This window comes from Bacillus sp. BC08 (genome assembly GCF_054326875.1).
Genome location: NZ_JBTGPA010000031.1, coordinates 52,824 through 67,369, shown reverse-complemented (window position 1 = coordinate 67,369; position 14,546 = coordinate 52,824). Strand labels below are relative to the sequence as shown.

At 34.3% G+C, this 14,546-nt stretch carries 16 protein-coding genes and 1 pseudogene; 10 read left to right on the top strand and 7 right to left on the bottom strand.

Going from position 1 to position 14,546, the window contains the following annotated elements:
• Positions 1 to 79: 79 nt before the first annotated feature.
• A complete protein-coding gene (locus ACXVYO_RS10955; protein ID WP_458467001.1) occupies positions 80 to 1,246 on the bottom strand; it encodes an iron-containing alcohol dehydrogenase in 1,167 nt (388 codons plus the stop codon).
• Between the two features lie 187 nt (positions 1,247 to 1,433).
• Here ACXVYO_RS10955 and ACXVYO_RS10950 point away from each other — a divergent pair.
• The 4 genes and pseudogenes from ACXVYO_RS10950 to ACXVYO_RS10935 form a co-directional block, all read left to right on the top strand.
• Positions 1,434 to 1,769, top strand: a pseudogene (locus tag ACXVYO_RS10950) (winged helix-turn-helix transcriptional regulator); the annotation flags it as partial.
• A complete protein-coding gene (locus ACXVYO_RS10945; protein WP_438889167.1) occupies positions 1,770 to 2,126 on the top strand; it encodes a winged helix-turn-helix transcriptional regulator in 357 nt (118 codons plus the stop codon). It abuts the pseudogene before it with no gap.
• A 418-nt stretch (positions 2,127 to 2,544) separates the two neighbouring features.
• On the top strand, positions 2,545 to 3,183 hold the full coding sequence (locus ACXVYO_RS10940; RefSeq protein ID WP_098637142.1) for an HD domain-containing protein: 639 nt from the start codon (positions 2,545 to 2,547) through the stop codon (positions 3,181 to 3,183).
• Between the two features lie 424 nt (positions 3,184 to 3,607).
• Positions 3,608 to 3,901 carry a hypothetical protein gene (locus tag ACXVYO_RS10935; RefSeq protein ID WP_048568568.1) on the top strand — a complete coding sequence of 98 codons (294 nt, stop codon included), beginning with the start codon at positions 3,608 to 3,610 and terminating at the stop codon, positions 3,899 to 3,901.
• A gap of 406 nt (positions 3,902 to 4,307) precedes the next feature.
• Here the strand turns inward: ACXVYO_RS10935 and ACXVYO_RS10930 are convergent, their stop codons facing one another.
• Both ACXVYO_RS10930 and ACXVYO_RS10925 read right to left on the bottom strand, forming a co-directional pair.
• Entirely contained in the window at positions 4,308 to 4,952 is a 645-nt protein-coding gene (locus ACXVYO_RS10930; protein WP_098289877.1) for a LysE family translocator, read from the bottom strand.
• A gap of 136 nt (positions 4,953 to 5,088) precedes the next feature.
• Positions 5,089 to 5,670, bottom strand: coding sequence for a DJ-1/PfpI family protein (locus tag ACXVYO_RS10925; RefSeq protein ID WP_098568078.1), 582 nt, complete (start codon positions 5,668 to 5,670; stop codon positions 5,089 to 5,091).
• A gap of 142 nt (positions 5,671 to 5,812) precedes the next feature.
• Here ACXVYO_RS10925 and ACXVYO_RS10920 point away from each other — a divergent pair, with 142 nt between their 5' ends.
• The 4 genes from ACXVYO_RS10920 to ACXVYO_RS10905 all read left to right on the top strand — a co-directional run bounded on the left by ACXVYO_RS10920 (position 5,813) and on the right by ACXVYO_RS10905 (position 9,162).
• Positions 5,813 to 6,250, top strand: a complete 438-nt coding sequence (locus tag ACXVYO_RS10920) for an Lrp/AsnC family transcriptional regulator (RefSeq protein ID WP_410491164.1) — start codon at positions 5,813 to 5,815, stop codon at positions 6,248 to 6,250.
• A gap of 106 nt (positions 6,251 to 6,356) precedes the next feature.
• Entirely contained in the window at positions 6,357 to 7,106 is a 750-nt protein-coding gene (locus tag ACXVYO_RS10915; protein ID WP_458467000.1) for a glucose 1-dehydrogenase, read from the top strand.
• Between the two features lie 460 nt (positions 7,107 to 7,566).
• Positions 7,567 to 8,424: an MBL fold metallo-hydrolase gene (locus ACXVYO_RS10910; RefSeq protein WP_458466999.1), complete on the top strand. Its 858-nt coding sequence runs from the start codon at positions 7,567 to 7,569 to the stop codon at positions 8,422 to 8,424.
• 261 nt (positions 8,425 to 8,685) lie between these two features.
• Entirely contained in the window at positions 8,686 to 9,162 is a 477-nt protein-coding gene (locus tag ACXVYO_RS10905; RefSeq protein ID WP_458466998.1) for a YndM family protein, read from the top strand.
• A gap of 35 nt (positions 9,163 to 9,197) precedes the next feature.
• Here the strand turns inward: ACXVYO_RS10905 and ACXVYO_RS10900 are convergent, their stop codons facing one another.
• Positions 9,198 to 9,713, bottom strand: a complete 516-nt coding sequence (locus tag ACXVYO_RS10900; protein WP_163094949.1) for a DUF3231 family protein — start codon at positions 9,711 to 9,713, stop codon at positions 9,198 to 9,200.
• Between the two features lie 294 nt (positions 9,714 to 10,007).
• The gene (gene sasP, locus ACXVYO_RS10895) at positions 10,008 to 10,220 is read right to left on the bottom strand and encodes a small acid-soluble spore protein, SasP family (protein WP_000002841.1); all 213 of its coding nucleotides are present in this window, start codon (positions 10,218 to 10,220) and stop codon (positions 10,008 to 10,010) included.
• Between the two features lie 340 nt (positions 10,221 to 10,560).
• On the opposite strand from sasP, the gene ACXVYO_RS10890 reads away from it, so the two are divergent.
• Both ACXVYO_RS10890 and ACXVYO_RS10885 read left to right on the top strand, forming a co-directional pair.
• A complete protein-coding gene (locus ACXVYO_RS10890; protein WP_458466997.1) occupies positions 10,561 to 11,694 on the top strand; it encodes a zinc-dependent alcohol dehydrogenase in 1,134 nt (377 codons plus the stop codon).
• A 234-nt stretch (positions 11,695 to 11,928) separates the two neighbouring features.
• Positions 11,929 to 12,783: a manganese catalase family protein gene (locus tag ACXVYO_RS10885; protein WP_060487291.1), complete on the top strand. Its 855-nt coding sequence runs from the start codon at positions 11,929 to 11,931 to the stop codon at positions 12,781 to 12,783.
• 65 nt (positions 12,784 to 12,848) lie between these two features.
• On the opposite strand, the gene ACXVYO_RS10880 is transcribed toward ACXVYO_RS10885, so the two are convergent.
• Together ACXVYO_RS10880 and ACXVYO_RS10875 are read right to left on the bottom strand one after the other, a co-directional pair.
• Positions 12,849 to 13,190 carry a YolD-like family protein gene (locus ACXVYO_RS10880; protein WP_458466996.1) on the bottom strand — a complete coding sequence of 114 codons (342 nt, stop codon included), beginning with the start codon at positions 13,188 to 13,190 and terminating at the stop codon, positions 12,849 to 12,851.
• Positions 13,187 to 14,452 carry a Y-family DNA polymerase gene (locus ACXVYO_RS10875; RefSeq protein WP_458466995.1) on the bottom strand — a complete coding sequence of 422 codons (1,266 nt, stop codon included), beginning with the start codon at positions 14,450 to 14,452 and terminating at the stop codon, positions 13,187 to 13,189. The genes ACXVYO_RS10880 and ACXVYO_RS10875 overlap by 4 nt, the downstream gene beginning before the upstream one ends.
• Between the last annotated feature and the right edge of the window lie 94 nt (positions 14,453 to 14,546).

The window sequence follows — 14,546 nt, the reverse complement described above, 5'->3', positions numbered from 1 at the left end:
TTTTTAATTCTTTTAGCGATGTTGATGTAAAAATAAAATCTATACATTTTCACATCAACATTACCTATTCATGTATATTTTAAAAGTTTACTTTCTCACCTTTAAATGCAGCTACATAAAGTTTTTTTAAGTCCTCTACTGATACTTCTCTTGGGTTAGATGGTGTACAAGCGTCCTCTATAGCTCCTGCTGCCATCTGATCCACATATTTTTCAAATTCGCTCTCAGTGACACCAAATTCTTGTAGCGTTAATGGAAGATTCATGTCTTTATTGAATTGACGAATCAGATCCGTTAATGAATCGATTAGTTCATCTTCTGTGTTTCCTGTTAATCCAAGTACTCTTGCGATATCTGCAAAACGGGAACCAGCAGCCTTTTTATTAAAATCAATAACGTATGGCAAATAGAGGGCATTAGCCATACCGTGCGGAATATGAAAGATGGCCCCACTCTTATGAGCCAAACTGTGTACAATTCCTAAAAATCCGTTTGAGAAGGCCATACCTGCTAAGGCTTGGGCATAATGCATTTCCCCTCTTGCTTTTTTATCCCCTTTGTATGATTTCCCAATGTTATCCACTACCATTTTAATGGATTGTATAGCTAAAGGATCTGTAAATTGGCTATGCAAATTTGAAACATATGCCTCGATTCCGTGAGTCATTGTATCCATTCCGGTATATGCAACAATATTGGGCGGCATAGAGTAAGTTAGCTCTGGATCTACAATGGCTATATCTGGAGTGATATCGAAGCCAAATACTGGATACTTAACACCTTTTTCACGATCTGTAATAACAGAAAAAGGTGACACATCTGTACCAGTTCCACTTGTCGTGGAAATTGCGACAAAGCGTGCTTTGTTTCGTAAAGTTGGTACTGGATTTGGAGCTTTAATTTCTTCAAATGTTAACTCAGGGTACTCATAAAAAGTCCACATCACCTTAGCAGCGTCAATAGGAGAACCACCGCCTACAGCAATAATCCAGTCTGGTTGGAATTCTTCCATCAACTTGGCTCCGTTTCTTACAGTTTGGATAGAAGGATCGGGCTCTACGCCTTCGATAAGTTGGATTTCCAAACCAGCTTCTTGTAAATAAGATTCAATTTTATTTAAATAACCTGATTTTTTTATGGATTGACCACCAATAACAATCGATGCTCTTTGGCCTTGAATGCTTTTCAAGGTCTCTAAGGATCCTTCACCATAGTAAATGTCTCTAGGAATAGTAAAACGATTCATTTGTAAATCTCCTTTTCAGATAGAATTCCTAATAAATTTCCATGAACAATAAAAACAAAATTCATGAGTAGCTTTCCACCAGAATTATATTATTGTATATCTGTTAGCTACTCAATTTATAATAAATACTAAGCATCCATTATGTAAGTAGGAACTTTTTTTTGTTATAGTCTTATAAAGTATACTAATGTATCAGGAGAGGTATGTAATGAATAACGATACACAAAAAAAGCTCAAAAATCTTCATTTCGATAAAGAATTAGCATTATCAGTCATAGAAGGCAAATGGAAACTTATCATTTTATGCCACTTAGGAGGAAACGAGACCATTCGATTTAGTGAACTTAAAAAATTAATACCGAACATTACACAACAAACACTGACTAACCAACTAAGACAATTCGAAAAAGATGGGCTCGTTCATCGGGAGGTATACCCTGTTGTTCCTCCCAAAGTGGAATATTCTTTCACCAAACAAGGTAAAAGTTTAATGCCGATTCTAAAAATATTGAATGAATGGGGGATGAACAACCTGATTTCAGTCGAAAAAAATGATAAGAAAATTCATTGCGAAAAAGAATTAACATTGTCTGTTATAGAAGGCAAATGGAAACTTGTTATTTTATGTCATTTAGGCTTAAAAGGAAAAAAACGGTTCACCGAACTAAAAAGTTTAATACCAAACATTACACAAAAAATGTTAACCAAGGAACTAAGACAATTCGAAAAAGATGGACTCGTTCATCGGAAGGTATATCCTGTTGTTCCTCCCAAAGTAGAATATTCTCTTACCCAGCAAGGAAAAAGTTTAATACCAATCCTAGAAGTACTAGAAGAGTGGGGTAAAAACTATAAGAAACAAATTGAACAAAAATGCTAATTGTGGATATAAAATGATGAATGATCATTTTTATAAAAAATCTACACTAAAATAGTTTAGAAGAATATTCGTTCTGTAACTAAACCAGCTAATATAAGCACAGTTATCCATATATTATTTTAAAAAATAAAGGGATACCGCCACATCTCCATCAACTTAAGAAATTGCTTGTTCTCCAAAACGGAAGAAATGAGCCAAATTCTCATAAATAACTGTAAAAGGTTAAAAATTTTCGTTTTGGGGATACTTCAAGATCTTAGCTTAATGGGCATGTGGCGGGACCCCATTATAGACGATATCTATGAAAATGATAGAAATGATTGCATTGATAAATAATAGATGATTTATATAATTAAGTTAAGCTCATGAGCTAGCAATAAAATTAGACAATATCAATTATTTATAGGAGGCAATTTGTATGCAAAAAACAGTTGCAGGTATCGTAATTCCAGATAGTAAAATAGCAGTAGAGGCGCAAGAAATCCTTCGTGAATATGGTAACGATTTACTTTGGAATCATTCAAATCGTGTTTACTTATTCGGTGCTCTTCAAGGGGAAAAAGCTGGTCTTAAATATGATGAAGAGCTATTATATGTTAGCGCTCTATTCCATGACCTTGGGCTTACAAAGAAATTTAGTAGTCCAGACAAACGTTTTGAAGTAGATGGTGCAAATGCTGCACGTAGTTTTCTTCAACAACATGGCATGGATAATGAGTCAATTAGACTGGTTTGGGACTCGATTGCACTTCACACAACGATTGGAATTGCTGAATATAAAGAACCCCAAGTTTCATTAATTTATTCTGGAGTAGGATACGATGTTATGGGGGATGGATATGAAGAAATTTCAGAGGAAATTCGTGAGCAAGTTGTATCTGCTTTCCCTCGAGATAATTTCAAACAAAAAATTCTTCCTGCTTTCCTTGAAGGTTTCGCTCATAAACCTGAAACTACTTTCGGAAATATTAAAGCAGATGTTTGTTCATTGCTTCTTCCAGGCTTTAAACGCAAAAATTTCTGTGATTGCGTTTTACATTCACCTTGGAAAGAATAGTCACTACACTTACGACTGTTAGAAAAAGGAAATATATACAAAATAAGTTGATTACGATTTTGCTTCCTTTTTATATAAAAATTAGAACGAGCTAATTAATTTCTAATTTAATGTAGTGAAATATTACTCATAAAGATAAAAAGCTTGCCATTTTCATTAATGGCAAGCTTTTTTAAGCAAATAATATCTAATAATAGAAGATTCAATTATGGGGCACCATACATGTCCATCAACCTAGGATTTTGAAGTATCCCCAAAACGAAAATTTCATCCTTTCATAGTTCTACATAGAAATCCAGTTCATTTTTTTACGTGTTGAGAAAGAATGTATTTCTTAGCTTGATAGCGATGTAGTGCTACTCCATCTTAAAAATATTATTAGTTAACACAATATAAAATCATACAGTTAAAGGAGCAATAATCTATGTTAAAACTTGTGCATAACGAGACCCACCCTACATTCTTTGAGCAATTTTTCTTTGAAAATCCTGTTCAAAATGATGTTTTTATAATTGAAGTTAACAAAAAACATTTCTTTTTCGAATACGATGCTGTGATTGATATGATCAAAAAATTAAACTCAAAACAACAAGAATACGTTAAAAGACAGCTGCAAATGTATCACTATTTAAGTCAGGACTTAAGAACTTGTTTACAAGCAATCGCAACAGATTACATAAGAAGAATTTTCGAAGAGAACAAAAAAATAGAGAACTAACGGGAGTTAAGTTCGGGGCTATTGAAACGAAAGAAAAATACTTTTTATAAAATAGTGAAAGAATATGGAGAAAACGAAGTGGCAACTAACTTATAACGAATTGAAGCCGAAAGTTTCTTAAAGTAGAAAATTCGGCTTCTTTTATATCGAAATTTGCTTAACCTATATTTTCGTTAAAATGCGGGTAGTACCTCATCGCTATCGAGCTAAGCTCATACAACATCAATTATAGGAGAGGTCGTTTCTTTTTCTAAAGGCTACGTGTAAGGAATTTAAAGACCCCCTCAGGGATCAATGAATTCCTAAGGGGGTGCCTACGTGATATAACATATTTACAATTACGTTACGTTTAAAATACGTATCTTTTTCATTTACCTTATAACCAACCTATTTAAGGGTATAAGAACTATGCTTTTGAGATAAAAGTCATTACTTGTTTTATAAACTCGTAACCAAAATAACCACTAAATCCGAATAGGACTATTGCGGCAAATATAGATACCCTTTTAATAAAGGTTGGATTTAGAAAACGTCTAGTAAAATGAACAAAGCTTAGTAAGATCATATCATGCATTAAGATACCTAATAAAATACCTACAGCTATTAATATAAATGTAGATGTGCTTGCATTTCCTAATGAAGAAACTAGAACCGGGCCAAAGACCCCTATCCAAAATACAATATTAGCCGGTGATATAGCAATCATAAAACCAGATAAATAAGCTGATAATAAAGATCTATTAGGATCTTCTCCCTCCATGTTAACTTCTGACTTTGCTTCTTTAATACTTTCTATTCCAATAAACATTAAAAATACAAAACCAAGTAGCCACATAACTGTTTCTACCCATGGATTGGTTAATACACTAGAGAACCCTAGATAAATCAGGACTATTAAAGATAAATCTACAGTCATTCCCCCTATACCTACAAACCAACCATGTAGGAAACCATTTCTCATTCCTTGTTTAGTCATTTGGACTGTCATAGCACCTGCGGGTATTGCTAAAGATAAACCTAACAAAATATATGTGAAAAGTGTTATAATCATAAAAATTCTCCTATTATAAGTATTGTAGTAATCAAACCCTTTTTCTTTTTCCTCGGGTTCAGCAAATAGAACTAGAGCACGGCGACTTTTCACATTACTTCTAGCAAGCACCAAAAACTCATAAGAAGATACATGCCTAAAATCCCATAAGATCCTTTACATGTTCAGCATTCTTTTTAGATGTTAGTTTTTCAAGTAATAAAAACGCAACATCAAAAGCTGTACCTGGATTTGAAGATGTAATAATATTTCCATCTTGAACAATTAAATCATTTTGTACTATTGCACCGAAATTCTTTAACTGCTCTTTTCGTATACTCGTTGGATGACTGTATGTGGTAGCTTTTTTACCTGTAAGAATTCCACTTTTACCAAGCGTTAATGATGCAACACAAATACTGGCAATAGGCTTCTGCTTGGCATAAAAATGTTGAATAACATGTAAGAATTCGCTACTGTATGCATCCTGATAAAAACCAGCTTCTTCAAATCCTCCTGGAATAGCTAGTGCATCAAACTCATCTAATTGAATATCATCAACTGTTTTTTCGGGTATGACAGTGAAATTCCAAGTACAGGTTAATTTATTCCGAAGACCAACTGTTACGACCTCAGTTGATCCATCTCCCTCCCATTTATTCCAACCTAGTACATCTGTAAATACACTAGCTTCTACTGCTTCAAATCCGTCAGCTAATAATAATAAAATCTTTTTCATATCGTAAATCGCCTCCTGATACCCTTATTTTATACAAATTCAGAAGGCCGATAAATAAGTTCAATAAGGATATTCGATTGTTTGGCTTTATTATATAAGGAATTTAGGTTATTATATTTTATAAAAAAAGGTTGGATAATTTATGGATCAAATTGATAAAAAAATTGTGGGACTATTACAGTCAAATGCAAAAATTTCAATGAAGGATTTAGCAGAAGCCGTTCACTTATCTTCTCCGTCAGTAACTGAGCGAGTACGAAAGTTAGAGGAACAACAAATTATTGAGGGTTACCATGCACATGTTTCTCTAAAAAAAATAAACCGTCCAATTTCTGCACTTATATTGTTTAAATCAAAGGATTGTAAATCATTAGCTAATTTTTGCTATAATCATCCAGATGTACTTGAATGTTACAGAGTAGCAGGGGAAATTAGCTATATTGTCAAAATAGCAACATATTCTGTAGAAAGTTTAGAAGAATTTATTGATGATACAATGCAATATGGTACACCTTCAACGAATATCGTGTTATCTTCTTATGAAAAAAAGATAATTACTCCTTTTATTAGTGAGGAATAAAAATACTGGCATAATTAATTAACTATTGCTTATGCAGAAGGATAATTTTTGTATGTTATATTAAAAAATAAAGACGTTATATTTTTTAAAAAGGAGTGTAATTATAATGGACTTTTCTAATAAATCAGTGATCATAACAGGGGCTGGAAATGGAATCGGGAGAGGAATTGCTTTACATTATGCAGAAAAAGGGGCCAATGTTATTTTAGCAGATATAGATGAAAAAGCAGGTACAAAAACAGTTACTAAGATGAAAGAACAGGGTAAAGAAGCGCTTTTCGTACAAACAGATGTAAGGCTCGAAACAGATATAGTTCGATTAATGGAAGTAGCTAATCAAACATACGGTCAGATAGATATTTTAATCAATAATGCCGGAAAAGAGTTATTCAAGTCTCCTTACGATATTTCGTTAGAAGAATGGGACGATGTGATCAATACAAACTTAAGAAGTGTTTTCTTGGGTTCGCGTGAAGCAGCAAAGTATATGCGTCATAACAAAGAAGGTGGATCTATTGTGAATATCGCCTCTACAAGGGCGATTATGTCTGAGCCAAATTCAGAATCTTATGCTGCCACAAAAGGTGGAATCGTTGCTATTACACATGCGCTCGCAGCCTCATTTAGCGAAGATAGGATTACAGTGAATGCTATTTCCCCAGGTTGGATTGAAACCGGAGATTATGCAAAATTAAGTAAAATTGATCATGAACAGCATCTATCAAAGCGTGTAGGAAAACCAGATGATATTGCACGAGCCTGTCTGTATTTAACAGCCAGTGAAAATGATTTTGTTACAGGTATAAACCTTGTCGTAGACGGTGGAATGACGAGGAAAATGATGTATGAGGAATAGGTGGTAAGAGGTATTTTTCAAGGTCTGTTAATAGACCTTGAAAAATACCTACGGACCTTCCTATACAGCTGGCTCGAAAAAATAAGTCTGCTGCATAGAAAAGCATAATTTAATCAATCTCAATTACATCACAAAACTTGAATATCCTTTGATTATGAAAAGCATCGGTACAAGTAATCGCCTCATTTAATGGATTTCTATTAGCTACTGTTATGTATTTTTATAAACCTACATGAAAATATTCAGATGAATCTTTTATTAAGTCATAACCCCTCCTCAAAAAATAGTAAAAACTACAATTGTGAAATCAATATTATCTGTTTGCACTTTATATAAATTGGTATGTCTCCACCTTAATTTTTGTAATCCCCACTAATTCTTTTCTCAAATCCCCCAAAATGGATTCGAGAAATTAGGGAACTATAATGTCGTATTGAAACATATTAAGGGGGGATAACAAGTGGACAAGGAAATGAATTATGGAAGTGATTACAAGTTTATTCCAGCAACTTCAATTGAAAGTGGTCATGGCCTCGAAGTATTGCCTGATTTATTTTGTTACACGATTCAAATCGTCAACATATGTTTTGTTGGGAATCCGCATACCGATGATTTTGTTTTAGTTGATGCTGGAATGCCTAAATGTGCAAATGAAATTATCTCTGTTACTGAGAAGCGATTTGGTACAAATAGCCGTCCAAAAGCAATTATTTTAACTCATGGGCATTTTGATCATGTTGGAGGAATAATTGAACTCATTAAATATTGGGATGTTCCAGTCTATGCCCATCAAATGGAGATACCGTTCTTGACTGGACAACAAAGCTATCCTGAACCAGATCCAACAGTTGAAGGTGGTATGGTAGCCAAAATGTCTCCCCTGTTCCCTACTGAACCAATTGATTTAGGAAATAGCGTAAAAGCACTACCTACCGATGGAACTGTTCCCCATATGCCAGAGTTTAGATGGATTCACACACCAGGGCATACTCCTGGGCAGATTTCATTATTCCGAGAAAAAGACCGAGCTTTAATTGCTGGTGATGCTTTTGTTACAGTGAAACAGGAATATCTATATAAAGTATTTACTCAGGAACAGGAAATAAGCGGCCCCCCTCGTTATTTAACAACAGACTGGAAAGCCGCTAAAGAATCAGTCATTAAATTAGAAGCATTAAAGCCCCTGATCGCTATTTCTGGACATGGGATACCAATGTCAGGTGAATTGCTATCAACAAGCCTCAAAACACTCGTTCAAGAATTTGATAAAATCGCTGTACCCGATTATGGAAAATATGTAGACAAAAATATACATTAAGCACGAAAATACTTTTTATTCTTATAGTTAAGAAATAAAAAAACACTGTTACTGAGGCAATATCACTACTATAAGAATGGAACTACACCTTGTGAATAAAACTCGATATTCCGAAAATACTATCTGTAGTATAAGCCTGCTTCTTACCCAGGTTGTACTTCTTACCATTAAAGGTTGATTAAAATGGGTTACGCTATATAGCATAATCCATTTTTAATGAAATCTTTTATTCCATATACGTTTAACCAATGGAGGAAAATGATGAAACATATTGTTGCTTTATTAATTAAATACACAGCGATAACTGCGGTATTACTTATCATACTCGGTATCTTTCAAGGCATTTCCATTCCTAGAGTATTACTCATCTCTCTTTTCCTAACAGGAGCTGCCTATTTAATCGGCGATCTCTTCATTTTGCCTAAATACGGAAATATGATTGCTACAATAGCAGATTTCGGCTTAAGCTTCTTCGGAATTTGGCTTTTAACATCCTTATTTACTAATTTAGATGCTACTCGTAATATTGGACTTTCTTCATTTATTGCCACATTAATTATTGGCGGAATAGAGGTTTTCTTCCACATTTATATGAAGAGATTAGTACTGCGTAACGATGATGAATTAAGAAATCACAATCATATTCATCATGATAAATATGCTATGGAAATGTCAGATGAATATATAGATTCTTCCACATTAAATAAATCCAAAGTTGAGGATACATCTAAAAAATAAAAAAGTGGCCAATGCCACTTTTTTATTTTTGTTTATTAAGCTTGATCAGAATTTCTTACATGCAACGGAGGTGGAACTACCCATCCTTTTTTCTTACTTAAACGCAGCAAAGTTACACCTGCTTGCGCTTTTTTCATATGAAATTGTCCGAATAGCATCCCTACATCTTCTCGAAGACATTTTCCCATCACTTGACTACATGTCACAAGTCCAGCTGCTAATCCTGTAGAAACAGCTGCTGCTATTTCAGCATCATTAATACGTGCCCCTGGAGGAATGTCTTCGATAGATGCAACTGGTCGTTCTGGAGGAGCAGGCGGTAATGCTACGCCATTAACCTTTAAAAGAGTTTTTAACTCTTCTACTTCTGAATTCATATCATTTTCAATTAAGCTTTCTAAAAACTTTTTCAAATCTTCGTCACCTGTGTGATTCATAAACACTTGATGGCTTGCGATTCCACCTTGTGCTGCCAGAAGATAACTCCAAATATCAAATACTTCTCCGTAATGTAACGGTTCATTTTGAGGATTTCCACTTAAAATACCCATTTTTAAATTCCTCCCTTTCGAAAATATCATAATTAATATTGATTTCAATATTGAAATCAAATTTTTAAGTATGCTTTTTCCTGCAAAAGATTTTCTACTATGCATGGAAAACACCTTTCCAACACTGCGTGTTTATTGTTTAGGAAAGTAGTTTACAAATAAAATACTCAAAGATTATGAAGGAAGATTATCAATAATCTTTGAGTAAGAATCCATTTACTATAAGGGTTTTTATTTTTATACATATACAAAAGAAATTGATTTACATATTTGCTATATTGTATGCCAATTTACTTAGCGGTTAGCTCTACCACCAAGTTGTTGTTCAGCCATTGCTACTAAACGTTTTGTAATTTCACCACCAACAGATCCGTTTGAACGAGCTGTTGTATCTGCACCAAGTTGTACACCAAACTCTTGTGCAATTTCATATTTCATTTGATCAAGAGCCTGTTCAGCACCTCGAACTAACAATTCATTACGACTTCCACTATTATTGTTTGCCATATCGTTTCACCTCCAATGTTTTTAATATGCTACGAGTCATGAAATAATAGTTATCCTTTTTATGGGAATTAGATTATGTATAAATATTGAGTTTCTTCTTAAAATAGGGCAAAAGACATAAGAAAGAAGAGTTGTTATAACGTACTTTCATAACAACATTATGTATAGATTTCTGTTTTGCCAAGAAATACATATAAAGTGAAACTTTAATCAGTGGGAGTTTTACAGACAGTTGATCCCCCACCTAACTTCTTTGATTCCGCTGAATTTTGAGGTGGGGGTCTTACTGCCCGCAAATAGCGGGATAAATTATAAAAACTGATTCCTAAGGAGATATGAGATGAAAGCTGTAACCTATCAAGGGCCAAACCAAGTACAAGTTAAACAGGTGGATGATGCAAAGTTAGAGAAAAAAGATGATATTATTATAAAAATTACTTCAACCGCTATTTGCGGTTCTGATTTACATTTGTATCAAGGAAACATGCCGTTACCTCCAGGATACATTATTGGTCATGAGCCAATGGGCATTGTTGAAGAAGTTGGTCCAGATGTTACTAAAGTAAAAAAAGGAGATCGTGTTGTTATTCCCTTTAACGTTGCTTGTGGACATTGTTTTTATTGCCAACATGAAATGGAAAGCCAATGTGATAACTCCAATCCTCATTATGATTCTGGTGGATACTTTGGTTATACAGAGAAATTTGGTAACCATCCAGGTGGACAAGCAGAATATTTAAAAGTTCCTTTTGGAAATTTCACTCCATTTGTTATACCAGAATCATGCGAACTTGAAGATGAATCTTTACTGTTTTTATCCGATGTTTTACCAACAGCCTATTGGAGTGTAATAAACGCAGGTGTTAAGCCAGGTGATACTGTTATCGTCCTAGGTTGTGGACCTGTTGGATTAATGACACAAAAATTCGCTTGGATGCAAGGAGCTAAGCGCGTAATCGCAGTCGATTACTTAGATTACCGAATGAATTATGCAAAAAAGATTAACAATGTTGAGGTATTTGAGTTTACAAAATTTCCTGATATGGGAGAACATTTAAAGGAAATCACACATGGCGGTGCGGATGTAGTCATTGATTGCGTGGGCATGGATGGGAAAAAATCACCACTAGAATTTCTAGAACAAAAATTGAAGTTACAAGGTGGTACTCTCGGTCCTATTCAAATTGCTACGAAAGCCGTAAGAAAATACGGAACAGTTCAAATGACTGGTGTTTATGGTGGCAATTATAATGCATTCCCACTCGGGGCATTTTGGGTTAGAAATATTAACCTAAAAATGGGACAAGCACCTGTTATTCATTTTATGCCGGAACTATTTAAAAAAATAACAAACAAAGAATTCGATCCAAAAGAGATTATTACACACAAAATTCCCCTTGAAGAAGCGAGCTACGGTTATCAAATTTTTAATAATCGTGAAGATGATTGTATAAAAGTCATTTTGAAACCTTGAAGATACAATTCATTATTCTTAATGAAAGATAAGATTACATCCCGTAATCTTATCTTTTTTATTACATTGTAAGTAGCTATTCCCCCACTTTCATCTCACATGGAAAATGGTTATTTCAAAAAGACTTTGCATTCTAAATTAACGGTTAATTGGTAAAAAAATGAATTTAAGTATTAAGTAACCAACTAGCGGACACGATAACAATGTTAACTAACTTAAAAAGAGGTGTACTTCATGTTTTATTATAAAGAGGAAATAATTAATATGATTAAGCCGGATAAACCAGACCCAGCTGCTGCAAAAGTTTTACAAGAAATATTAGGCGGGCATTATGGTGAAATGCGTACAATGATGCAATATTTCTTCCAAAGCTCAAATTTTAGAGGTAAAGAGAAGCAATATCGTGATTTACTTCGAGGTGTTTTTTTAGAGGAAATAAGCCACGTAGAACTTGTTCAACATACAATTAATCAGCTATTAACTGGATCTGGTGAACCTACGCCAGGAAATGCTGGTATTGACAAAGCACCGCTTGATGAAGCGGTTAAACATGCAAACCCTCACCATTTTATTGTAGGTGCTCAAAGCTCATTGCCTGTTGATGCAGCTGGTAATCCTTGGAATGGATCTTGGGTATATAGTCATGGAAACTTAATTAGCGATTTACTAGATAATGTCGTACTTGAATCTACAGGTGTACTTCAAAAAACTAGAATTTATGAAATGAGTTCCAATCAAACATTTAGAGAAACTCTTGCATTTTTAATTGTACGTGATAATGCACATCAAAATGCTTTTGCAAAAGCTTTAGAGACATTAGGGGTTGAATGGGGGAAACTCTTCCCTGTGCCCAACTATGATATCAATAAATATCCAGAGTGTAGAAAATATGTAGACATGGGATTCCATAATGCACAATTTAATTTCAGCTTAGATCCAACAAGAATGGGAGAAATATTCCAAGGTGAATCCCCAAGTAGAAATAAAGGAACATTAACAGTAACTGACCCACCAAAAGGTTTTCCTGTACCAGAACTTCCTGAAATGCCAAATGAGCATAGTCCCGGATTAAAAGATATGGATCTTTAAGATCATTATGGCCAACTATTTATTCATGGTTGGCCATAAACCTTTATATGGATTCCAGTTACACTTTATTCCACTTCCATTACATCACCAAACTTAAACATTTTTTGATTACGAAAAGCATCGGTACAAGTAATCGTCTGATTTAATGGATTTATATCAGCTACTGTTATGTAATTTTTATATAGAGAGCCATTTTTATAATATGTAAGTAAAACCTCTTCTTCACCTAAATATGAAATTAACAGCTTATTTTCAATCCTTTCTTTTTCATCTTGCGTTAAGATTGGACGCGGGATCTTTGTTTGCTCCTGTATCATGCCTTTAATACAGACGAACTGCTCTGGCATACTAGCAAACGGTTGCCACTTTACCATTCCTCTTCCTTTTGGCATATTAGCATTCTTCACGATTTGTGCCCTCCTAATAATGTGTTTCTATATCTTGCTGTTGCGACGCTTGTGTAGGAAATCCCACGTAAAATACTGTTCTTACCAAATCGTGTTCGAATTTCGTCCATAACCTTCGTTAATCTCATTTCTTTTTCTCTTTGTATAATGTTATCGAAAAGCGAAATTTGCTCTTCTCCTTCATTTATTAGATTTGTTAAGGAAAGGCTTACCGATCGAATCGGTTCTCCTGTATGCCTCTCGTATAAAAAATAGGTACAAACGTTGTAAATGTCCATCGTTAAATTTGTTGCTCTATTTAACGTATGTGCTTTTTTTATTCCTCCTCCGTATTCCTTACTATATCCCACTGAAAAATGAATCGTTTGTGCGTATTTCTTTTCGCTTCTCAATCTGTAACAAACTTCTTCTGTATGCTCTAATAAAATAACAGCGAACTCTTCTATTGAATAATCACGAAATAATATTTGGCTTTTTGCTATAGATGTTGTCGCTGGAACATATTTCTCTGCTATTCTGCTAAAATCAATCCCGTTACTATGCAAGTGTAATTCTTCCCCTATTACACCAAACGATTGTTTTAAATACTTCAACGGGTACTGCGCTAAATCCCCAATCGTATGTATACCTTTTCGATTTAATTTCATTTCCGTTTTATACGATATACCCCAAAATTTACTGAGTGGTCTAATACTCCATAACTTCTCGGGTATATCGTCATACGTCCACTGCGCTATTCCATCTTTATTCTTTTTTGCTTCTACATCCATCGCTACTTTACTTAATAGTAAATTCGGCCCAATACCAATCGTACTTTCGATCCGTGTACGTTCATATATTTCTCGCTTGAACTTTAATGCAAACTCGCACGGATTACTCGCAAACAAATGAATACTTGCGGTCATATCCATAAAAAACTCATCGATACTATATTGATGAAAATCTTCCGGCGCAACATACTGTAAAGCTAAACCTGTTATGTAAGTTGAACATTTCATATACGTATGCATAATCGGATTCACAATAATAATATCTGGCCGCTTCGGTATTTCGTACAACCTAGCCATTTTCTTAATTCCTAACGCTTTTAATGGTGGTGTTGCTGCTAATACGATTGATCCACTCCGGTTTGCATCTCCTACGACAGCCAATTTCGTATATCGTGGATCAAGTCCTTTTTTAATACATGATACGCTTGCATAAAAGCTACGAAGATCTACACATAAAATAATACGATTCGGTAAAAGAGAATAATCATACAAGGTTATCACTCCTAACAAAAGGAACATTTGTTCTTATTATATACGAACCAACGTTCTTTTTAAAGGTATTTTCATGAAAATTTTGGTTAAAATA